General features: G+C 61.1%; 20 protein-coding genes. 10 read left to right on the top strand and 10 right to left on the bottom strand.

Annotated elements, in window-relative coordinates:
• Window positions 1-4 precede the first annotated feature (4 nt).
• From INHI_RS0101390 to INHI_RS0101370, 5 genes are read left to right on the top strand one after another with little or no spacing between them, the layout of a single operon-like run.
• Entirely contained in the window at window positions 5-1,069 is a 1,065-nt protein-coding gene (locus INHI_RS0101390; protein ID WP_027246454.1) for a siderophore-interacting protein, read from the top strand.
• Window positions 1,066-2,049 carry a MotA/TolQ/ExbB proton channel family protein gene (locus tag INHI_RS0101385; RefSeq protein ID WP_027246453.1) on the top strand — a complete coding sequence of 328 codons (984 nt, stop codon included), beginning with the start codon at window positions 1,066-1,068 and terminating at the stop codon, window positions 2,047-2,049. The genes INHI_RS0101390 and INHI_RS0101385 overlap by 4 nt, the downstream gene beginning before the upstream one ends.
• A gap of 4 nt (window positions 2,050-2,053) precedes the next feature.
• Window positions 2,054-2,431 (top strand): ExbD/TolR family protein, encoded by a 378-nt coding sequence (locus tag INHI_RS0101380; RefSeq protein WP_027246452.1) that lies wholly within the window; start codon window positions 2,054-2,056, stop codon window positions 2,429-2,431.
• A 9-nt stretch (window positions 2,432-2,440) separates the two neighbouring features.
• Window positions 2,441-2,818, top strand: a complete 378-nt coding sequence (locus INHI_RS0101375; RefSeq protein ID WP_027246451.1) for an ExbD/TolR family protein — start codon at window positions 2,441-2,443, stop codon at window positions 2,816-2,818.
• Window positions 2,815-3,675 carry an energy transducer TonB gene (locus INHI_RS0101370; protein WP_027246450.1) on the top strand — a complete coding sequence of 287 codons (861 nt, stop codon included), beginning with the start codon at window positions 2,815-2,817 and terminating at the stop codon, window positions 3,673-3,675. Before INHI_RS0101375 ends, INHI_RS0101370 begins: the two co-directional genes overlap by 4 nt.
• A 153-nt stretch (window positions 3,676-3,828) precedes the next feature.
• Here INHI_RS0101370 and INHI_RS0101365 read toward each other — a convergent pair whose 3' ends face one another.
• Window positions 3,829-5,928, bottom strand: a complete 2,100-nt coding sequence (locus INHI_RS0101365; RefSeq protein WP_027246449.1) for a TonB-dependent siderophore receptor — start codon at window positions 5,926-5,928, stop codon at window positions 3,829-3,831.
• A 504-nt stretch (window positions 5,929-6,432) separates the two neighbouring features.
• Here INHI_RS0101365 and INHI_RS21265 point away from each other — a divergent pair.
• Together INHI_RS21265 and INHI_RS20660 are read left to right on the top strand one after the other, a co-directional pair.
• A complete protein-coding gene (locus tag INHI_RS21265) occupies window positions 6,433-6,654 on the top strand; it encodes a hypothetical protein (RefSeq protein ID WP_014880822.1) in 222 nt (73 codons plus the stop codon).
• Between the two features lie 15 nt (window positions 6,655-6,669).
• Complete coding sequence (locus tag INHI_RS20660; protein ID WP_254656808.1) at window positions 6,670-7,581, top strand: FAD-dependent oxidoreductase; 912 nt, start codon at window positions 6,670-6,672, stop codon at window positions 7,579-7,581.
• A 97-nt stretch (window positions 7,582-7,678) separates the two neighbouring features.
• Here the strand turns inward: INHI_RS20660 and INHI_RS0101350 are convergent, their stop codons facing one another.
• Both INHI_RS0101350 and INHI_RS20145 read right to left on the bottom strand, forming a co-directional pair.
• On the bottom strand, window positions 7,679-8,119 hold the full coding sequence (locus INHI_RS0101350) for a MarR family winged helix-turn-helix transcriptional regulator (protein WP_027246447.1): 441 nt from the start codon (window positions 8,117-8,119) through the stop codon (window positions 7,679-7,681).
• A 54-nt stretch (window positions 8,120-8,173) separates the two neighbouring features.
• Window positions 8,174-8,671, bottom strand: a complete 498-nt coding sequence (locus INHI_RS20145; protein ID WP_036766735.1) for a MarR family winged helix-turn-helix transcriptional regulator — start codon at window positions 8,669-8,671, stop codon at window positions 8,174-8,176.
• Window positions 8,672-8,810: 139 nt separating this feature from the next.
• On the opposite strand from INHI_RS20145, the gene INHI_RS0101340 reads away from it, so the two are divergent.
• Genes INHI_RS0101340 through INHI_RS20140 form a run of 3 tightly spaced genes read left to right on the top strand, consistent with a single transcriptional unit; the run spans window position 8,811 to window position 10,436 of the window.
• Window positions 8,811-9,308: an EF-hand domain-containing protein gene (locus INHI_RS0101340; RefSeq protein WP_027246446.1), complete on the top strand. Its 498-nt coding sequence runs from the start codon at window positions 8,811-8,813 to the stop codon at window positions 9,306-9,308.
• Window positions 9,309-9,339: 31 nt separating this feature from the next.
• Window positions 9,340-9,891: a cytochrome b gene (locus tag INHI_RS0101335; RefSeq protein ID WP_014875505.1), complete on the top strand. Its 552-nt coding sequence runs from the start codon at window positions 9,340-9,342 to the stop codon at window positions 9,889-9,891.
• On the top strand, window positions 9,888-10,436 hold the full coding sequence (locus tag INHI_RS20140; protein ID WP_051338918.1) for a DUF1772 domain-containing protein: 549 nt from the start codon (window positions 9,888-9,890) through the stop codon (window positions 10,434-10,436). Before INHI_RS0101335 ends, INHI_RS20140 begins: the two co-directional genes overlap by 4 nt.
• A gap of 108 nt (window positions 10,437-10,544) precedes the next feature.
• Here INHI_RS20140 and INHI_RS0101320 read toward each other — a convergent pair whose 3' ends face one another.
• From INHI_RS0101320 to INHI_RS0101290, 7 genes are all read right to left on the bottom strand, one after another.
• Window positions 10,545-11,474, bottom strand: a complete 930-nt coding sequence (locus tag INHI_RS0101320; protein WP_027246445.1) for an MYG1 family protein — start codon at window positions 11,472-11,474, stop codon at window positions 10,545-10,547.
• Between the two features lie 234 nt (window positions 11,475-11,708).
• Complete coding sequence (locus INHI_RS0101315) at window positions 11,709-12,467, bottom strand: class I SAM-dependent methyltransferase (protein WP_027246444.1); 759 nt, start codon at window positions 12,465-12,467, stop codon at window positions 11,709-11,711.
• A gap of 130 nt (window positions 12,468-12,597) precedes the next feature.
• The gene (locus tag INHI_RS0101310; RefSeq protein ID WP_027246443.1) at window positions 12,598-13,578 is read right to left on the bottom strand and encodes a sterol desaturase family protein; all 981 of its coding nucleotides are present in this window, start codon (window positions 13,576-13,578) and stop codon (window positions 12,598-12,600) included.
• A 215-nt stretch (window positions 13,579-13,793) separates the two neighbouring features.
• Window positions 13,794-14,117: an antibiotic biosynthesis monooxygenase family protein gene (locus INHI_RS0101305; RefSeq protein WP_014880831.1), complete on the bottom strand. Its 324-nt coding sequence runs from the start codon at window positions 14,115-14,117 to the stop codon at window positions 13,794-13,796.
• A 146-nt stretch (window positions 14,118-14,263) separates the two neighbouring features.
• Window positions 14,264-15,805, bottom strand: coding sequence for an ankyrin repeat domain-containing protein (locus INHI_RS0101300; RefSeq protein WP_027246442.1), 1,542 nt, complete (start codon window positions 15,803-15,805; stop codon window positions 14,264-14,266).
• Between the two features lie 218 nt (window positions 15,806-16,023).
• Window positions 16,024-16,422 carry a hypothetical protein gene (locus INHI_RS0101295; protein ID WP_014880833.1) on the bottom strand — a complete coding sequence of 133 codons (399 nt, stop codon included), beginning with the start codon at window positions 16,420-16,422 and terminating at the stop codon, window positions 16,024-16,026.
• 83 nt (window positions 16,423-16,505) lie between these two features.
• A complete protein-coding gene (locus tag INHI_RS0101290) occupies window positions 16,506-19,844 on the bottom strand; it encodes a M10 family metallopeptidase C-terminal domain-containing protein (RefSeq protein WP_027246441.1) in 3,339 nt (1,112 codons plus the stop codon).
• Window positions 19,845-19,852: the final 8 nt, after the last annotated feature.

The following is a 19,852-nucleotide window of genomic DNA, read 5'->3' as shown; positions in this document are numbered from 1 at the left end:
CACCATGACCATCAACCCGACCTTCCCGCTACAGACCACCGCCACCCTGTCCACACTGCCATTTGGCACCCTGCGCCCGCCCCTTGTCGCCATGGCACAGGAGCATGAGCTGCCGGTGATCGAAGACACCGACAGCGCCGTCACGGTCGAGGTGCCCGGCTTTGGCCATTACCATTTCACAGCACAGGGTGACGGTATCGAGATCCGCGTCTCTGCCGCCCTGCCCGACCGTCTGCATATGCTGAAGGATGGGTTTGCCGAGCATCTGGAGGAGCTCCAGCCCGGCCTGTCCCAGACCCTGCGCTGGTCGGACACCGCCACCGTCGGCGCGCTTCCCCCGAACGTGCATGTCACCACCGTGCAATCGATCACCCCGGTGGGCCGCGCCTTCCTGCGGGTCCGGGTGAAAGCGGCGGATCTGAGCAGCTTTCAGGAGGACGCCATTCATTTCCGGCTGCTGTTGCCCGCTGCGGATTGCGCCGATCCCGAGTGGCCCCGTGTTGCTGGAAACGGCGCCACCGTCTGGCCTCTGGGTGACAAATCCCTGCACCGCCCGGTCTACACCACCCGCCATATCGACCATGCCGCCGGAGAGATGACCTTTGACATCTTCCTGCACGATGGTGGCCGCGCCACCAATTGGGTTCTCGGCGCCAAACCCGGTGATACGCTCAGGATTGCAGGTCCCGGCGGTGGCGGCATTCCGCAGACCTCGCAGATCCTGATCTATGCCGATGAAACCGCCCTGCCCGCCGCCGCGCGCATTCTGGAAACCCTGCCGCGTGACAGTCGCGGAGCAGCGGTCTTCCTCGCCGGAGACGGGGCCGATTGTGGCTACCCTGTCGCCGCGCCGGAGGGCATCTCCGTCACTTGGCTGCGCCACGCTGACCAGCAAAGTCTGTGCGATCTGGCCCTGACCGCCCGTGCCGAACGCCCCGATCATTTCCTGTGGTTTGCCTGCGAGAAATCCGACGTGCAGCGCCTGCGCGCCGCCATAAAGCAGGACAAACCCGCCCCCCGGAAAAGCCCCGGACAAGGCTATATCGCTGCCTATTGGAGCCAGTCATGACCCTTCGCAGACCAGCGGCCCTTGCCGCGCTGTTGTTGATCCCCTCGCTTGCTGTGGCGCAGGAGGCCCCCGCTGCCCCGACCACATCCGCGCCGCAAATCACCACGCAATCGCCAGCCACCACGGCGCCCGCCGTCTCGGGTGAAACGCCGACACCGGGCCTCTCCGACACCAGCGCCCCCGCGACAGCCACTGACGATGGTGCAGGCCCCACCAACGAGACAACACCCGCAGCCGACAGCAGCCCCGCGCTCAATGACACGCCCGCAGCAACGCCCGTGCCCCGACCCGAGGCAGCGCTCTCCCAGCAGGAGATGCTGGCTGAAACCGCCAGCGACGCGGCGGCGCAAGCGGTCAAGTTCCTGCGCGACGGCGGGCCGTCGATTTGGGCGATTGCGGCGCTTTCAGTGATCACGCTGGCGCTGATCCTGTGGAAAATCTGGCGGTTGGCGCTGATCGGCGCCTGGTCGCGGGGCAAGGCGGGTCGCGCCGTCGCCGCCTTTGAGAGGGGCGAACAGGACACCGCCCGCGACATCGTCCGGGGCCGACGGGGCATCCGCTCCAAAGTCGTCGCCTCCGCGCTGGCCTCCGTCTGCACCCTGCCCGAAGATCGCGCCCGCGAGGAAACCGCCCGCGTGGCCAAACTGCATCTGGCCTCGGCCGGTACCGGCCTTGGCGCGCTGGAACTGATTGCCACCATTGCCCCGCTCCTGGGCCTTCTGGGCACGGTTCTGGGCATGATCGCGGCCTTTCAGGCGCTGCAGGCCGCCGGGTCCAAGGCCGATCCCGCGCTGCTGGCCGGCGGTATCTGGGAGGCGCTGTTGACCACCGCTGCCGGCATGGCCGTGGCTATCCCCGCCTCCGCCGCGCTGACTTGGTTTGAGGCCGTGATCACCCGCATTCGCCGCGACGTTGAAGACAGCGCCACCCGCATCTTTGTCGCCCATCAGCCGCAGTCGCTGAAACTCGCCGCTGAGTAACCCGATGCAGTTCACCCAAGCCCAGAAACCCCGGCGCAAACCCAGCCTGACGCCGATGATCGACGTGGTGTTTCTGCTGCTGGTGTTTTTCATGCTGGCGTCCCGCTTTGGCACCGATGCGGTGCTGGACCTGCCGCTTGCAGGTCAGGGCGGCAGCTACACCGGCCCGCCCCGGCTGATCGGTATCGGCGCGGGCAATCTGGACCTGAACGGGCTGCCGGTGGCCGACAGCAACCTGGCCGAGGCCTTGGCCCCGCTGATGGACAGCCCCGGCGACATGCTGGTGTTGCGCGGGCGGGATCAGGCCGATCTGCAACGCATCACCGATGTGACCAGCCTGCTCCGGCAGGCGGGGTTCACCAATTTTGTTCTGGTGGAGTGAGGAGGCCCTATGGACCTGACCGATCCCCCCCGCCGCGCGCGCGGTGAATCCATCGTGCCGATGATCAACGTGGTGTTCCTGCTGTTGATCTTCTTCCTGATGACCTCGCGCCTTGCCCAGCCTGACCCGTTTGAGGTGACCCCGCCCGACGCCGGGCTGGAGGGCGAGGCCAAATCCGACGATGTGCTTTATATCGACGCCACGGGGCGGCTGCATTTCGACGGCAGCGAAGGCCCCGCCGCGCTCAGCCGACTTGCCAGTGCACCCGGCAATACCGTGCAGCTGCGCGCCGATGCGCGGCTGCAGGCAACAGATCTGGCGCGGATCCTGCGACAACTGGCCGAGGCCGGGCTGGCCAACGCCGAACTGGTGGTGCGCCCGCAATGAAACGTGCAACCGAACTCACCGTTTTTGCCGGGATCGCCACGGTGCTTCACGTGGTGCTCTTTGCCAGCGCGCCCAAATCCGGTGCTGAGGCCAGCGGCGGGGGCGGCGATGCCATGGTCTCGGTGCAGGCCGCCAGCGCCACCGTCGCCGAGATGGTCGAAACCTGGGAGCGCCCGCCGCAGACCCAGCCGCAGATCGACATCGCCCTGACACCACCGCAGACCGCCCCGACCGCCCCCGTGGTGCCCCAGTTCGAACTGGCCCAGGCACCCAGCGCCGCGCGGCAGATCGCCCTTGCCAAGCCCACGCCGGACGACAAGCTGCAACTGGACACCACACCCGCTCCACCTCCACCACCGCCAAAGGCAGAGCCGCAACCCGATCCTGATCTTCGCCCCCGTGCAAAACCCCGCGCCAAACCGCGCCCCAAACAGGAACCGACCCCGCAGACCGCCCAAAAGGCCCAGCAGACCTCGGCAGGCCGCAACGAACAACGTGCCGCCGGTTCGGGTGGTGGCGCACAGGCCGGTCAGGCCGGACGCGCCGCCGCTGCGACGGCGCAGGCCGGGCAACAGGCGAAACTCAAATCCATCTGGGGCGCAAAAATCCGCGCCCGTGTCGAACGCAACAAACGCAGGACCTCTGGCACCCGCGCCACCGGACGGGTGCTGCTGCGCCTCACCGTGGCGCGCAATGGTCAGCTGATCAGCCACCGTATCGCCAAATCCTCCGGCAATGCAGCGCTGGATCAGGCCGCGTTGAAGGCCGTGGCGCGCGCGCGCAAGTTTCCCGCCGCCCCCAAGCAGCTGACGCTCAATCAAATGACCTTCACCCTGCCAATGACCTTCTCAAAATAACCCGTCAGGTCCATGGCAATTCCCAAACGGCCCGCAGATCTCATGCGGGCCGTTTGCATATTCGGCCTACAAAACCGGTCCGCACGACACAAAAAACTGCGCCCGCAGATCTTGCGGACGCAGTTGTCGTTCACCCTTCACACGGGTTCAGGCTCAGAACTTCGATGTCAGTGTCAGCGCAATATTGCGCCCGTCGCCAAAGTAGCAAGCGCCGCCCTGACAGGTGGTGACATACCGCTCATCCGTGAGGTTCTGCACATTGAGCGACACCAGCCAATTGTCCTGACTGTAGGACACCGCCGCATCATACAGCGTGTAAGACGGCGTCAGATAGGTCCCGGTCCCGCCCCAGGCTTCGCCGTTGTAACGCAAGCCGCCGCCAAAGCTCCAGCCCTGCAAGGCACCCGCTTCAGGGGCGTAGTTCAGCCACAGCGAGGCGGCATTCTTCGGCACCTGCGCGATATAATCGCCTTCGGCATCTTCGCTATCAAGATAGGTATAAGCCGCATCCACCGTCAGATCACCAAAGCGGTGGAACAGTTCCAGCTCCAACCCCTTGGCCGAGGCGGCACCGGTCTGCACCTGAAAGCCCGGATTGCCCGGATCCGCCACCGTCATATTGGACTTGGTCAGATCGAACACCGCCGCCGTCAGCAGCGTATCACTGCCTGCTGGCTGAAATTTCACACCCAACTCATACTGCTCACCACGGGTCGGCTCAAACGCCTTGCCATTCACATCGCTGCCAATGGCGTCCTGACGGAAGCTCTCAGCATAGCTAATGTAGGGTGCGATGCCGTTGTCAAAGCGGTACATCACAGCCGCATTGCCGGTCCATTCGCTGTCACTGGCCGCGGTGCTGGTCGCACCAAAGCTGCCATTGCTCGGCCCGCTCTCGATCTTGCCATAGCGCAGACCAAAATCGACAAACAGCCGGTCATCATAGCTGGCACGCTGCTGCACATAAGCGCCGGTTTCGGTGATGGAGGTCCCCGGCGTATCCGTCACCGAGACCGTCGGGTAACCGACATAGACCGGGTTGAACGGATCAATCGGGCCAACCTGTGCACCGTAGCCTGTATCACTGTCGTAATGGCCGCGCGTATAGCTCGCCCCGATAATGGTGCGCATATCAAAGCCACCAAGCCGGTATTCCGCCGTGCCATAGGCATCAAACCCCCAGGTCTTCAGCGTGTTTTCAGCCCGGTAGAAGGTCCGGTTGATGGTGCCATCGGGATTGTAGCGCCCAGAGCCAAAGTTGTCGAAGGCCCACCAGGCATGCTGGTATTCGCCGTCACTCTCCAGATAGCGCGCATTGGCGTTGAGGCTCCAGACCGCGTTGAAACGGTGTTTGAACATCGCCGTGATGGCACGCTGTTCGGTGTTGAACGTGTCAAACCCCGGCTCCCCCACAAACAGGCTGTTGGGCAGGTAATCACCATTGCCAAAGCCAGTTGCAGGCAACAGCGTACCCGCCATGGAGGCAAACTGGATCAGCGGGCTGCCATCGCTTTTCTGATAGTTGGCCAGAATGGTCAGCTCCGTATCGTCGCTGGGCCGCCAGGTGATCGACGGCGCCAGCACAACAGTATCATCCTGCGAATGATCAACCTGTGTTTCCGCATCACGCAGCAGACCGACAAAGCGATAGCGCAGAGTGCCGCTGGCGTTCAGATCACCGCTGACATCCACCGCCGCCTGTTTGCGGTCATGAGATCCGACCTGCACCTGAAACAGATTTTCCGCCTCCTGTGCGGCGGTCTTGGATGTGGTGTTCACCACGCCGCCCACTGCGCCGCTGCCATACAGCCCGGAGGACGGCCCTTTCAGCACCTCGACGCTGTTCAGCAGGAAGGGTTCCGGCTTGGTGTCATTGTAAAAACCATAACGCGCAGGCAGCCCGTCGTGCAGGGTGCTGGCGTCAAAGCCGCGCACCAGATACCAGTTGGCGCGGCTGTCCAGCCCCCATTGGCCGCCCACAACCCCGGCAGAATATTGCAGCGCCTGTTCCACATTCTGGGCACCGCGCTCCGCCAGCTCCTGAGCAGTCACCACCGTGACCGAGCGAGGCGTCTCGGCGATGGCATCCCCGTTTTTGGCCACAGTGCCGGTATCAAGAGAAACGCTCTTGCCAAAGAAGGCATCACCGGTTTCCTGAGTTACAATAATTGTTTCCAGTTCGACAACTTCAGCCATTGCCGGCACAGAGGCCAGCAGGGCAAAGGTCGACACAGCAGTTCGTCGCAGAATCATGTCCCGTCTCCGCTTTTGCGGTTGATGTTCTGCCTGACGTTTCGCTGGGTATTTGGGGGTTAACGGCGCCCTGCCTCCGTGGCAAGACCTGATGCCCGCCCCGGTTACAAAAGCACCTGCGGCGGCGCAAAAACCGCAGTACATACCCGCTTTGGCCTCATCAACGGCGGCGCAGAACAACCTATGGTCGGCGGATGCACGGTGCGCATGCCTACGGTCCGATCCTGTTAACCCCGCCGAAACGTCTGTTGCAGCGCCACCAGATATCCGCGCCCGCAGCCTGCGCAACGCCCAGAAAAAGTATCAACATCGCTGCCCGAATGTTTCGCACGCGAAACAATTGGACAGAAAGGCTGACCTGCCACGGCACATGCGGTATCCGTCAAGGCGACGGTCGGCCAATACCCTCTCTCGCATGAAGGTAGCAAAACGTTATTGCAATTACATAGTGTGCTATTTATATAGATAGCAGGCATTGTAATTTACGCAGTCCGGAGACCCGCCATGAAGACACGTATCCATGCCATCGCAGGCACAATTGGCTTTCTGACCATTCTGCTTTTCTGGACGTCCACCGTCCTGTCTGAACTGTTTGGCTCCCATGCGACAGTGGCGGCGGTGAAATCCGCGATCCTGATGGGCATGTTCGTCCTGATCCCGTCGATGGCGATTGTCGGCGGCTCCGGTTTTTCGCTGGCCAGCGGGCGTAACGAGGCCTTGGTTTAGGCCAAGAAGAAGCGGATGCCCATTATTGGCGCCAACGGTCTGCTGGTGCTGGTGCCGATGGCCTTCTTCCTTGAATCCCGGGCCGCAGCCGGACAATTCGATGCCACCTTCTACAGCTTGCAGGTCGTCGAACTGCTGGCGGGGGCAACCAATTTGGTCCTGATGGGGCTGAACATGCGCGATGGTATTCGCCTGTCAGGAAAGGCCGCGCCGACCACCAAGGTCACACTGACAAGCAGCGAGACAATCGCAACCGGGACGATGGCGTTTCACTTGACCAAACCTGCGGGATTTCAGCATCAGGCGGGCCAATGGATCCGGCTGACCATCGCGGGCACCGCCGCAGCTGATAGCAAAACCAGGTCCCGTATCCTCTCCATCGTCAGCGCACCGGATGAGCCGCAGATCACGGTCGCCACCCGGCTGAGCGATAGTGCTTTCAAACGCAGCCTCAGCACGCTGCCCGACGGGGCTGAGCTGACGGTCGCCGGCCCCTCCGGCACCTTCACCCTGCACGAGGATGCCAGCCGACCTGCGGTTTTCATTGCCGGTGGCATCGGGATTACCCCGTTCATGTCAATGCTTCGGGACGTCACCGCAACCAAGACCCCGCATAAGATCACGCTGTTCTATTCCAATCGCGCACCGGCGGCAGCCCCTTTCCTGCGCGAACTGGAGGAGCTGCAAAAGGCCAACTCCAACATCCAGCTGATCGCCACCATGACGGATCTGGATGCACATGACGGCTGGGTCGGCGAGACCAGCAAGATTGATCAGGATATGCTCCGCCGCCACCTCAGAGAGCTTGATGCGCCGATCTACTATTGCGTCGGCCCTGCGGGCATGGTGACCGCCACGCAAAAAATGCTCAGCGCCGCCGGCGTGGCAGAGCAGGACATCCGGGTCGAATCTTTCACCGGCTACTAGGGTCTTTTGACAAACGTGAAACCGGTCCGCCCCCCGGAACCGGTGCGCCCGCCCCCCTTCCCCAGGCCTTTGCCGGAGAAAGGGGGGACGGGTTGCCTCAGGCCAGGTCCGCCCCACGGAACGTTTTGACCACCCGCTGAAGCAGGTCGATAAATGTTCGGCGTTCCGCCTCGGACAGATCAGCCAGCATCGCGTCGTTCACATCTCCAGCCGCCCGGTAGGCCTGATCACGGATCGTCTTGGCCTTCTCCGTCAGATAGATCACCCGGGCCCGCCCATCCTCAGGATGCGCCTGTCGGACAATCAACCCGTCTCGCTCCATCCGGTTCAGCGTATTGGCCATGGTTGCCTGTTCAACATCCGTTTTGGCCACCAGTTCACGTTGGGTCTGGCCGTCGCGCTGCCAGAGCGCCAGCAGCGCCGGAAACTGCCCGGGCACAATGCCCAGCGGCTCGATTTCCTTGCGCAGCCCCTCAAAGGCAAGCCGCGCCAGTTGATTTATCAGATATCCGGCTGAGGTATTTTGATCAAAGGTCATGCGTTACCTATATTATTCCATAGCATAGAATGCAATAACGCCTCGAAACGCGGGTCACCTCGTCTCTCCATCGGCCCTGTGAGAACTGGCCCTGTCAGCCCGGGCTTCTTTTTCGCTGATCGCGGAGCGTTCGACACTTCGGATGATCTTGGTGACCAGGGTCAGGATCTCCGCCTGCTCCTCTTTTGTGAGACCAGACAGCATATAGGTGTTCTGCTCCGCCGCGATCCGCAATGCCGGACTGCGCAGAGACCGTCCGTGCTCTGTCAGGCGTATTTCCCGCCGCCGCCCGTCACTCAGATCCCGCTGGCTGACGACCAGACCATCACGCTCCATCCGTTTGAGCGTATTGGCCATGGTGCCCTGTTCAATCCCAACCCGTTGGACCAGCTGTTTCTGCGTCAGCCCCTCCTCCTCCCACAGGTGCAGCATGATCGGGAACACACCAATCGACAGCCCCAACGGCTGTATCCGCTCTTGCAGCGCCTGTGCAAACAGCCGCGCCAGATGGTTGAACAGATATCCGGCAGACGTCTCTCTTGGCTGTTTCATAACATCCTCAGTTAAATTGAATTGCAGGCTATTCATTTATAAATAGCTCACTATATAATACACCACAGCAACGATGATTCGGAATGCATGTAACAAAATAAATAGCTCGCTATAAAATCAGACCCGAAGGAGCGCTAGAATGATGAACTCAAAATCCACCCTCGCCCTGCTGTTGACCCTGATTGCGCCAGTCGCGGCCCCTCTTGCAGCCCAGTCCACAGAAACCACCCCCGGTCAGGAGCTGTCGGACCTGATCTTTGGATCAATCGGCGACGGCGCGACGGCTGAGATCGACATGGGGCAATTCGTGGACTTCGGCCGCTCGATCTTCACCTCCATTGACAGCAATGAAGATGGGGCCATCGCGCAGGGCGAATTTATCGAATGGGATTTCGGCTTTGAGTTTATCGCCGATAAAAAAGGCCGACAGCAGGCGTTTCAGGCCGCACGCAATATCCTGTTCGCAAATTGGGACCGCAACAGTGATGGTACGATTGACCTCCGCGAATACCACCGCGCGATGGCCTGGGACTATCGCCGGGCGGATACCAATGATGATGCTTTCCTGAGCCGTGAAGAATTCCTGCGAGGCTATACCGTCATCAAGACCTACCGCGCCGCGCTCTCTGAGCAGTGAACCGCCACAGATCTGACAAGGAGGGACCAACATGAAAAGCCAATCCAATCGCTATGGCACCGTCGCGATCACCATTCACTGGCTAAGCGCGCTGTTGATCTGTGCCCTGCTTGCCTCCGGCTTCCGTGCTGCGGGCCTGACGGATGGCGACGCCAAGATCGGGATTCTCAGCGCGCATGTGCCCATGGGGATCACCATTCTGGCTCTCACACTGGTTCGGATTGCATGGTGGGTCTTTGCTGACAGCAAACCCGCCAGCCCGAAGGGGGATCCGATCTGGCAGAGCCTGAGCGCCAAAGCCGTGCATCTGCTGTTCTATGTAGTGATCCTCGGGATGGCGGCCAGCGGCATTGGCATGCTCGCGCTGTCCGGAGCCGGTGCAATCATCCTTGGCGCCGCCGCCGGGGATCTGCCGAATTTTCACGACTACGCCCCCCGGATACCCCATGGGATCGGGGCGAGGGCCATCGTCGGCCTGCTGGTGCTGCATGTCGGCGCTGCACTTTATCACCATTTCATCAAGCGTGACGGGCTCATCTGGCGGATGTGGTACGGCTCACGCGCGGACGGAGATGCAAAATGATACAACAGACGTTCAACATCCTCGCGATTTGCGGCGCAGCCGGGTTTTCCGGCGTGATGCTGTGCATCGGGGTCACATTGGGTGGCTACTGGCGCAGCCTGCCACCCGAAGAGTTCCTCACTTGGTTTGCCGCCAACAATCACTTTGTCTCGAACACCATCCCGCTGATCGTGGGGCCGACGCTGATCGGCCTTGGCGGCTCCCTCTGGGCAGGTTGGGGCGCCCCAGGCTTTGCGCTCTGGGTGGCCAGCAGCCTGTGCATGCTGGTGGTTCTGGGGCTGACGTTTGCCTATTTCGTTCCGACGAATGCCGCCTTCGCCAGCAAATCCATTGAGGTCGCGGCCACGGCCGCCAAGCTGGATCAATGGCTCATGCTGCACCAGTCTCTTTCGGGAGATGCGCAGTACCAGCTGATCAACGTCGCCCAGTGGGAAACCCCAGAGGCCTATCAGGCTGCCACCGCCCTGATGCGCGAAACCGCAAATCTGCCCCGTATCGAAGGCGTGGTGCCCGGCCCGGCGCTGTACAATGTGATCCGCGACTGAGTGGACCTCCGCGGAATAGGGCGCGTGTCGTCCCCTATTCCAGCTCTCGGCCCTGCCACTCCTGCATGACGCAAAGTGGCAGGGCGCATGCGCGCTGGCAAAGACAGGCTATTCGCTGGTCTGCGACACCGCCTGAACAGCGCGATTTGCCAGGTCCATAATCGCCTCTCGGGTGCGCGCCACCGCGATGAAGCGCGCGTTGTGGCAGAATTTTGCCCCTGCGACACCAGAGGCCGCCTCAAGCGCCTCATCCATAAGACCCGCCCAGGCCGCAGGCAGATCAGCGCGGCTCTCGAAACTGTCGCCGCTCTTGCGGATGGTGGTCAGCGTCCAATCGCTGCCGCGCGGATGCACCACGAACAGCAGGTGATCGGCGCCCGCCTTCTCCACCGCTGAGCGGAAGGGCATGCCCATCGGCAGCTCCAGCACCTTGCCCGCACCTGCCCCCTCAATCGCCTGAAGCACCATGGTCTCGGCCCGCCGTTTCGCAGCCTTGCCCCGGATCGAGGCCTCGACAAAGGCCCGCGCCACCGGCAGCGCCGCAAGGAACGCCTGATCATCCGCGCCATCGCGACGGTCATCAAACACCGGCTTCAGGGTTTCCAGCAACACCGGCAGCGTCATCCCCGCCAGAGGCCCGGCAACACCGGGATCAATCGCGCCATTGTCCAGCAGATCCACCGGCAGCACGAAGCTCTGATCAAAACCGTGATGAATGGCGTCGACATCAGCCTCCGGCACATCAAGACCACGGAGGTAATCGCGCCCGAAATGATGCCAGATCAGACCAAAGGAGCTGTAGGGCTGGCCATCCTCGCGCAGGGGATTGGGGCGCTGGTGATGGTCGAAGATCTGCGCCTCCCCATCATAGGCCTGCCCCACATCATAGATGATCCGCCCCGCCGCCGGCGTGATCCATGCAGCATCCCGCGAGCGTATCAGCTCCGCATCGGGGAACAGGCGGGTCAGGATCACCGAGGACAGAAGTTCATCGGCATGAAACCCGCCGGAATGGGTCACAAGATGGGTGATGGTCATAAAAAACGCTCCACAGCGGCAGGACATAATACAGGCGCCGCGACGACGCCCATCGGGTTCAGGGACGGTGCTGAAAGGGGCGCCAAGTCACACCGCTGATCCCCGTCGGCACATCGCACGGTTTCACCCCGCGATACCCTAAGACCCGACCCGAAGACAACCGCGCCCTGTCAGGCATGCTGCGTGATCTGCTGGATCAGAATTCATCCGGAACAACATCCGATGGCAGTCTTCTTATGCACCGGATTTGCTGACCAGAACACGGGCCCATTTCTCGCCGCGCCACAAGTCGCGCAGCGCTCCGATCTGGCTCAGTTCCTCGCGCTGGCGGGCAGCTCCTGCCTCCCGCAGGTCAAGGATGATGGACCCGTCTTGCCTAACACTTGTCTCCCAGAACCGCGCATAGGTGTTCGCCGGGTAATGAAAACCGCAGCTGAGCAATGACAGCGCCAGATCAACCTCTGTGATCCGGGTTGCATCCTCGTGTCCGGGGTTGAGCGTCGTCACGGCCTCTGCCGCCACACCATTGGCCAGCAGGAACGCCCGCGCCGTGGCAAGACTGCTGTAAGCCGCCGCCTCAGCGTGAAACCCGAAATGCGTTGCGTCATTGCTTTCCAGATCAATCAGCGTCAGCGCAGGCTGGAAATCCCGGGCGATGAACAGGTCAATGAACCCATAGCCACATCCGATGTCTGCGACATGTTTCGGTGCGAGGGAGGCCAAGGTGGGTTTCAGCGCGAGATATTCGAGATAGAGAACCGAAATCGCACGCCGGAGCAGCAGATCGCCCCGTCGGGCCACCTCCGCCTGAAGCGCCTCAGGCTTTCCCTTGGACCATTGGCGGATCGGCAGGCCCCGGCGATCAAGATCAAAGAGAACCTCAGAACGCTGCAACACCGTATTGAGAATGTCCTTTTCGGAGAACATTGACAGGTCAAGCGCATTCACAAGCTGCGACTGGGCGACCTCCTGCACACGATCTGCATCGAACATTTCTGTCTTCCTTGTCTTCGCATCGGATCTGCACAGTATCGCAGATTATTTCACCTATATGAGACACAGGTTCGCGACGAATAACAACCGGATTATCAAACATATTCAGCCACAAAAGACACGTCTGGTCTCAGCTTTTCATCAAACGCTTGCGACGCTCCCGGATGCGCGCATCAGCCCCGATCGTCCCGTCATGAAAAGATCCGAAGAATTTGTCCCAGGGAATTTCAAGCGAGCCATAGTTACACTCAAAATAGCGATGGTGCATCTGGTGGTGAAACGTCCCGAGGGCCAGCCGGTTCTTGTCCTTCACCAGCAATCCCTCAAAACCGGTGTGGGTCGTTGCGGCCGTCAGCGCATAATATTGCAGATGAAACAGGATATGGATCGGGTGCGCCGCAACACCCCAATGGATCAATACCGAGCCGAGAAAAATAAGATGTTCAACCGGGTGCATGGACAGCCCCGACCAGGGACCAACATTGATGTTTCGGTGATGCAGCGCATGCACGTGTTTGTAGAGAAATGGCACATGCAGCAGGCGATGGATCCAGTAGAAATAGAAACTCTCCCAGATCGGGATCAGCAGGAACAACGCCACAAACCAGACCGGATGCGCCGCGAAGGTCAGCATCGGCGCATAGCCATTGGCCAGCGCCCAGAACATCAGGACCTCATAGGCGGTCCAGACCGTCACGCCGCTTGCCAAGGTCCAGAACATATTGTCCCGGATCTGCCCGCCTAACTTGAACTGGCGTCCGGCCTTCATCAGGGGGCGCGGGTCATACCGCAGCCTCTGGCCCTGTTTGGTGAAGGCATAGAAATAGAGATGCAGCCCTCCGGCGACAGCTGTCATCAGGATAAGATTGCGCAGATACATCTGCGCAATCCAGTCAAATGCAAACTCCCTGCTCTCCGCCAGAGGGGGCTGAAACCAGTAAAAGGACATGAATGCGACAGCGACGAGGATCAGCTTTTCAGTGATCAGAAACCAGGAGTTCCAGATCCACCCAACCATCTCCAGAGGCCGCGGCGGCCATGTGAAAAACGGGGATACCTTGATCGGAACAGGCGGAACATGGTTCCAGCCCTTGAGCGGTGTCTTGTCCATCAGCTTTGTCTCCGCGCGAAACGGTATGCTGCCAGTCTGACAGAACATCCCGCGCGTGAACATATTTAATAGCTGTCCAGAAAACCGATGCCTTTCAGCACCCTCCATTGGCATATAGGCACGTATCGCCCGCATCGACGCTGATGACCGGGGCCATCACAGAGGCACGGTGCGAAAATGGCGCCGTGATCAGCGGGTCCGGTGGCCAGCTGCGTTCAGTCGGTTTCGATCACCGTGTAGAGACCGGGGGTGAAGTTCAGCCCGTCTACAGGCGCGATCCCTGCGGTTTGCATCATCTTCGCCGAGGCTGCCTTGAACGCCTCTGCGCTTTCCCAAACCGCAATATTGACCAGCATGAATTTGGCATCTGGCGCAATCGACTGATGCAGAGCGGTCGAGACATATCCGGGTTGGGTTTGCAGAAAATCGCGTGACAATTTCCAATAATCGATCGAGGCCTGCAGAGCGCCTTCCGGAACTTCAAAGACGTTGATCAAGGTGACAGTACCGCCCTCTGCCTGTGCAGCGGCGGCGCTCATGATGCACCTGAAAGGTGAAGAACAGTGAGAGAGATCATATACAAAGGCTCCAAGAGTTCAATTTGCATAGCTGACTGTATAAATTTAAACAGTCAGCTATGCAACTCCCTACAGCTATCGGACGCCTGACAGAACGGCCCCAGGAGTCAGACGACGCCGCCGTCGACAACCTGCCCGGGGTATTGCTCGGCCCAGTCCATCAGAAACTCCGCCACCTCTGCCACGCCTGTCAGCTCCATCGCGCGGCGCGGCAGGGCAATGCCCTCGCCCAGCGCCAGTTCCAGACAGGCAATGTGATCGCGCGCGGCGGCCTGAGGGCAGTGTTCCGCCCCATGCAGGATGGTCGACAGCAGCGTGCCGCCATAGCCGTTCACATGGGTGAGATCGGGCTTGAGGCTCAGCAGGTAGCGCAGAACCTCCGCCACCCCTTCCCAGCCTGCGACCTGAACCGGGGTGAGCCCCTCACTGTCAGGGCGATCATGGTCAAGGCCGAGAGCGACAAGCCGCCGGATATGATCCAGCTTGTCGGGCAGATGAAGGATCTGGCGAATGATGTCGCGGTAGGCCTCCGGGATCGCCTCAGGCGTCAGCATTGTCCCCGGGAACGTCCCCTCTGCGGCTGCTGCCAGGGTCTCCTCCGCCGGGGTCAGGGTTGTGTCCGCGCCCCGCTCTGCCAAGAGCTGCGCCAGATCGCGGTTGCCGAAGATCCGCGCATAAGCATAGGGGGTCGCGCCCTGAAACCGGCGGTTCAGCGCCGCGCCATTGTCCAGCAGCAGCGTGATCATCTCCCGGTCGGCCATGCGGCGGGCAGCCTGATGCAGCGCGGGCACCACCCAAGGCGCCTCACCGCCGACAGAGCGCCCGTCAAAGGCGTCCACCCTGGCACCGTGATCCAGCAACAGCTGCACCGCCGGTACGTCGTGAAAATCCATGGCCCGCAGCAGCGCGTTGGTGCCTTCCGGCTCCGCGCCATGCGCCAGCAGCATCCGCAAGCCGTCGTGGTGCCCCAGTTCGGTCGCGTGATAAAGGCTTTCGCCATCATCAGGATTGGCCCCCTGCTCCAGCAGCCATTGCCCCAGCGCCATATTGTCGGCGTGGCCAATCGCAAAATAAAGCGGCGACAGGCGGTGGTCGCTGTCGTCATGCACCGGCGCGCCAAGGTTGATATCCGCGCCCGCCGCAAGAAGCGCCTCGGCGATTGCCAGCATATCCGCCTCCAGCTCCGGGGCGTGATGGATCCATCTGGAGCGCGCCAGAATGGTCAGCGGTGGTGCAACATCGCCAATCAGCGCCGTTGCATGCTGCGTGGACTGGTCCAGCGCCGTTAGCACATCCGCCTTGCGCAGCAGGCTGAGACAGAGGCCGAAATCGCCATCCGCGAGTGCTGGGCTATCGGCGAGCAACTGATCTGCAATCGCAAAATGACCAGCGTAGAGCGCCCGGCGCAGACGCTGGCGTTTGGTGGCCAGATCCATCCCCAGCAGCTCCGCCGCGAACTTAAGCGCAGGCCAGGAGGGAAATCCGTTTTCCCGCGCGATCACATGCAGATAGTCGGCATGCCTCAGTGGGGTGCCGGGCTTGCGTGGTCGCTGGCTCGCAATCCGCTGCTGGGCGATTGTGTCGTGGGAGTGATGGGCTTTGCGCAGCGCCTTTGCGTCGCGGCGCAGTTGGTCCAGAGATTTGGTCATCGGTGTCCTCATTCAGCGCCCGACGGTCCGCTAGGTGCGGGCATGAGACATACCGAAGAAGGCTGTCGTCTGATGTGGTTTGGGGTGCCGATGACGGCTTTCCGCGGACCTGGTGGCTAACCCGATAGCGATGTCATGTTAGGCCGATGCTCCGCTCGGAGCAAGAGGCCGGGGGCACGTCGATTGGCGCTCCCTCTCTGCCTGCGGGAACGGTCCTGTCAGTACATCACTGTATTGAGGGTGATATGGATCGGGGAGCCTGTCGGCATTTTGGTGCTGCCGCGGGCGATCAGCCAGCCATCTTCGCGTTCAAGTCGCGCCACCACCTGCAGAGTCGGGGATAGGGCTGACAGCGCCGCCGACGAGAGGGTGAAATCAATCCGCTTGGCCCGCCCTGTGCTGATCAGGTCGAACTCCAGCGCCAGATCCGAGGTGCCAGGCTGACCCGGATCTGACAGGGACAGGATGACCCGCCCTTTTGGGATCTTGGCGTTTTCTGCAAAGACTAACCTGCCCTGCACGACCTCCGACTGGGCCTTGGCGCGATACGTCAGAGCCGTCAGTGCGAAACCGGCAGCCCCCAGCAACAACGTGCGGCGATGAGGATGGTGGGGCATGGTGTGTCCTTTGTCGGCCTGAGGCAGGCACAGGGAGTGATGAGCCCCCCTGCGCCAAGTTTATCGGCTATTTCTGGACCGGATCAGATGATCACAAAATCATCTGCGCCCAGCTGCAGACCGGTCTGAAGCTGCGCAAACTGGATTGCATCAACGCCCCCCAGCCCATCCGCATCATAGGAAAGCGCACCGCTGTCGGTGTTGTAGACAATGCGGTCCGCGCCATCCAACGCGGTGCCAGAGGCGCTGCTGTGGAAGGCGCCGAAGTCCAGCACACCGATCTCTCCCGCCTCGCTGAAGATTGCGCTGTCCAGCAGGATCGTATCGCTGGCGGCATCGAAATCCCGGATCTCGTCGATATTGTCCGCACCGAGTTCGGTGGAGAAGCGGAAGAAATCATCGCCTTTGCCACCGATGAGCGTATCAGCCATCAGACCGCCATCCAGCAGGTCATTGCCACGTCCGCCCCTGAGGACATCCGCGCCAGCCTCACCCGGTTGCGCCGGTGCAGGCGGGAATTCGACCGAGACATTCAGCTCATAGGTGGAGCCTTCTGGCACGCTTTCGGACCAGCCTTCGGGGGCATCCGGCGACCAGCTGCCCTCGACGATGAAATAGGTGCCGGTTTCCTCGACCACAAACACCGTGCTGGAATCACGGTTGCTGGTGGAGCCGGGATCGCCGCCGCCATCATCGTTCTGGGTGACGATATTGCCCTCGCCGTCCAGCAGACGGACCCAGCTGTCGTGGACATTGGGATCGGCGATACCGTCGATGTCGATGGTCAACACGGTGCCCGCCGCCAGATCGATGCTGTAGTAGCCCCCCTGCCCGTTGCCGGTGGCATTCACCGTGGTGTGCAGCACGCTGGTGGAGTCAAAGATATCCGGGTCCTCGGTCAGCGAGAAATTATCCGAGATATCAAAGGCCGTCTCGATCGAATTATTGGTCGCATCCGGACCCAATGTGGCATAGCCGGTGCCCAGACCGGGCTGTGGTATCGCATCCGCTGCATCGGCGAAATCACCCAGCAGGATGTCATCCCCGGCAGCACCGCGCAGGGTGTCATTACCGCCCTGCCCGGTCAGCACATTGTCCGCAGCGTCGCCCTTCATCCGGTCGTTGAAACCAGAACCAGACAGATTTTCGATGGAGACATAGGTGTCGCCCTCGGTCTTGCCATTGGTCATGTTCAACTTCACGCCACGGGTCGCATTGGCGTAGTCGGCGGTATCGCTGCCCGCGCCGCCGTCCAGCAGGTCCGCCCCGCCGCCACCACTCAGAACATCATCGCCCGCACCACCGCTCAGGTTGTTTTCGCCGTTTGTGCCGATCAGGTGATCATCATGGAGCGAACCAACCGCGTTTTCCACTTCAACGATGATATCATGGCGGATGGTGGTGCCGCGTCCGACGATCTGCACCGGGCCGTCAGCGTCACCGCCACGGGCCGTGCCGTTTTCCAGATCGACAGTCACCCCGACCGAGCTGGCGGTATAGACGACCGTGTCCACGCCTGCGCCGCCGTCGAGATAGTCCTGACCGCTGCCGCCGATCAGAACGTCGTCGCCGTCCTCACCATAGAGCATGTCACCGTCGTTGCCGCCATCCAGCGTGTCGTCACCACCGCCGCCATTGAAGACGTCACCGCCGCCCTGACCCCAGAAGTGGTTGTTGTCGGAGGTGCCGATAAAGCGGTCGATGCGGTCATCCGAGCCGATCAGGTTTTCAATGCTGTAGAAGGTATCGCCAGAAGCCGTGCCCCCGCTGGCCACATTGGTCTCCAGATTGACCAGCAATTGGAACGGGCTTTCCTGGCTGAAATCCACGGTGTCGATCCCGGCGCCACCGCGGAACACATCCACACCCGCCTGACCGCGCAACAGGTCATCGCCGTCGCCGCCGTCCAGCAAGTCGTCGCCCGCACCGCCGTTGATGGTATCATTGCCATCGCCACCATAAAGCGCGTCATTGCCATCGTCGGTTTCGGTCTGGTCCTCAAGGTCGGCAATATCAATGGTGTTGTTGATATCGCGGCTGGCCAGCGTATCGCGCCCGCCAATGATCAGATCATCACCCCCAAGGCCAAAGATGGTGTTGCCACCGGCACCACCATCCAGTGTCTCATTGCTGTCATCACCGATGATCAGACTGTCGGTTGCATCAGTTGGCCCTTCGTTCGGCGCATCCGGCGCGTCGCTGCCCGGTGTTCCCGGCGTGCCGCCTGCGTAGATGATGGTCTCCACATTGGCGATGTCGCCCAGATCCAGCCCATCGGCCACCACGATCACGGTGTCATTGCCGCCGTTTTCGTCTTCGCGAACGATGTCATCAATGGAATCAACGAAATAAACGTCGTCGCCACCATTGCCCGCCATACGGTCATTGCCTGCGCGCCCGTCCAGAACATTGTCGCCGTCATTGCCGATCAGGATATCGTCGTAGCTGCTGCCGATCCCTGTCTCGACGTAGTATTCCGTCTGATCCGCGTTGTGCCCGGCAAAGATCGACACGTTGTTGTTGTGCCCGTTGACGCTGGAGAACTCACCGGCGCGCAGGTCCAGAATGGTGCTGGCGGTGGAGCCGGAGAAATCGATGGTGTCATCGCCGCCGGTGTCATGGATCACAAAACCGATATCGTGCTGCGGCCCGTCCTCGGTCAGCAGGTAGCCATATTCGGTGCTGTTGAAGCCATAGGTATTGTCATCGGTATTGAGATTGATGGTCTGATAGGTCCGCACGCCCTCATCATCGACGGTGGAGAAATAGCGGCGAATGATCGCCTCGATATCGCCCATAAGCGGTGTGACCGCCGACCAGCGCGTATCCTCGCCCACGTCGATACCATCGAAATAGGACATGACGCTGTATTGCTGGCGGTCATAGGTCCAGGTTGCATTGTTCAGATAGTTGATCTGCACACCGCCGGGGCCGCTATAATTATAAAGGCCGGGGTGGTTCAGGCCGAATTCATGGCCAAACTCATGCACGAAAGTATCAAAGACATAACCACCAAGGTCGGTGATATCCGGCTCGGTATCGTGGAAGCGCTGGCCAACGCTGACATAGCGGTCGCTGGAGAAGGCGCTGCCGTCGCTTTGCTCTCCGATTTCGGGGCTGACAACCTCCATCCAGTGCAGATCCGCGTCATAGGGCGCATCATCGACGATCTCGAACTGCAAAGGCGTGACCGAGGACCACATTTCAAGCGCGCCGATTGCGGCGTCCTTATAGGCGGGGTGATCATTCAGCCCGGTCAGGTTGATCACCAAAGGTTCGGCGGCGATTTCCGGGGTCAGACTGCGGCCAAGCGCGCCCAGATAGTCAAGAAACCCCTCGTAATCCTCGCTCTTGCCGAACGGGTTCTCCGGCGTCTGATCATTGGTCCACCAATCGGTGTTGCTGTCGGTTGTTGCGGGCATTTTTGCCT

The organism is Phaeobacter inhibens DSM 16374 (assembly GCF_000473105.1).
In the GTDB taxonomy this organism is placed as follows: domain Bacteria; phylum Pseudomonadota; class Alphaproteobacteria; order Rhodobacterales; family Rhodobacteraceae; genus Phaeobacter; species Phaeobacter inhibens.
This window is presented reverse-complemented; position numbering and strand designations above follow the sequence as displayed.

What these genes read in the sequence shown, in the direction of transcription:
- INHI_RS0101305 (WP_014880831.1), bottom strand. Translation starts at nt 14,117, where the DNA reads ATGAGCGCCGCCGCTGCACAGGCAGAGGGCGGTACTGTCACCTTGATC.
- INHI_RS0101385 (WP_027246453.1), top strand. Translation starts at nt 1,066, where the DNA reads ATGACCCTTCGCAGACCAGCGGCCCTTGCCGCGCTGTTGTTGATCCCC.
- INHI_RS0101320 (WP_027246445.1), bottom strand. Translation starts at nt 11,474, where the DNA reads ATGACCATCACCCATCTTGTGACCCATTCCGGCGGGTTTCATGCCGAT.
- INHI_RS0101300 (WP_027246442.1), bottom strand. Translation starts at nt 15,805, where the DNA reads ATGACCAAATCTCTGGACCAACTGCGCCGCGACGCAAAGGCGCTGCGC.
- INHI_RS0101295 (WP_014880833.1), bottom strand. Translation starts at nt 16,422, where the DNA reads ATGCCCCACCATCCTCATCGCCGCACGTTGTTGCTGGGGGCTGCCGGT.
- INHI_RS0101375 (WP_027246451.1), top strand. Translation starts at nt 2,441, where the DNA reads ATGGACCTGACCGATCCCCCCCGCCGCGCGCGCGGTGAATCCATCGTG.
- INHI_RS0101340 (WP_027246446.1), top strand. Translation starts at nt 8,811, where the DNA reads ATGATGAACTCAAAATCCACCCTCGCCCTGCTGTTGACCCTGATTGCG.
- INHI_RS20145 (WP_036766735.1), bottom strand. Translation starts at nt 8,671, where the DNA reads ATGAAACAGCCAAGAGAGACGTCTGCCGGATATCTGTTCAACCATCTG.
- INHI_RS21265 (WP_014880822.1), top strand. Translation starts at nt 6,433, where the DNA reads ATGAAGACACGTATCCATGCCATCGCAGGCACAATTGGCTTTCTGACC.
- INHI_RS0101290 (WP_027246441.1), bottom strand. Translation starts at nt 19,844, where the DNA reads ATGCCCGCAACAACCGACAGCAACACCGATTGGTGGACCAATGATCAG.
- INHI_RS0101365 (WP_027246449.1), bottom strand. Translation starts at nt 5,928, where the DNA reads ATGATTCTGCGACGAACTGCTGTGTCGACCTTTGCCCTGCTGGCCTCT.
- INHI_RS20140 (WP_051338918.1), top strand. Translation starts at nt 9,888, where the DNA reads ATGATACAACAGACGTTCAACATCCTCGCGATTTGCGGCGCAGCCGGG.
- INHI_RS0101335 (WP_014875505.1), top strand. Translation starts at nt 9,340, where the DNA reads ATGAAAAGCCAATCCAATCGCTATGGCACCGTCGCGATCACCATTCAC.
- INHI_RS0101315 (WP_027246444.1), bottom strand. Translation starts at nt 12,467, where the DNA reads ATGTTCGATGCAGATCGTGTGCAGGAGGTCGCCCAGTCGCAGCTTGTG.
- INHI_RS20660 (WP_254656808.1), top strand. Translation starts at nt 6,670, where the DNA reads ATGCCCATTATTGGCGCCAACGGTCTGCTGGTGCTGGTGCCGATGGCC.
- INHI_RS0101310 (WP_027246443.1), bottom strand. Translation starts at nt 13,578, where the DNA reads ATGGACAAGACACCGCTCAAGGGCTGGAACCATGTTCCGCCTGTTCCG.
- INHI_RS0101350 (WP_027246447.1), bottom strand. Translation starts at nt 8,119, where the DNA reads ATGACCTTTGATCAAAATACCTCAGCCGGATATCTGATAAATCAACTG.
- INHI_RS0101390 (WP_027246454.1), top strand. Translation starts at nt 5, where the DNA reads ATGACCATCAACCCGACCTTCCCGCTACAGACCACCGCCACCCTGTCC.
- INHI_RS0101380 (WP_027246452.1), top strand. Translation starts at nt 2,054, where the DNA reads ATGCAGTTCACCCAAGCCCAGAAACCCCGGCGCAAACCCAGCCTGACG.
- INHI_RS0101370 (WP_027246450.1), top strand. Translation starts at nt 2,815, where the DNA reads ATGAAACGTGCAACCGAACTCACCGTTTTTGCCGGGATCGCCACGGTG.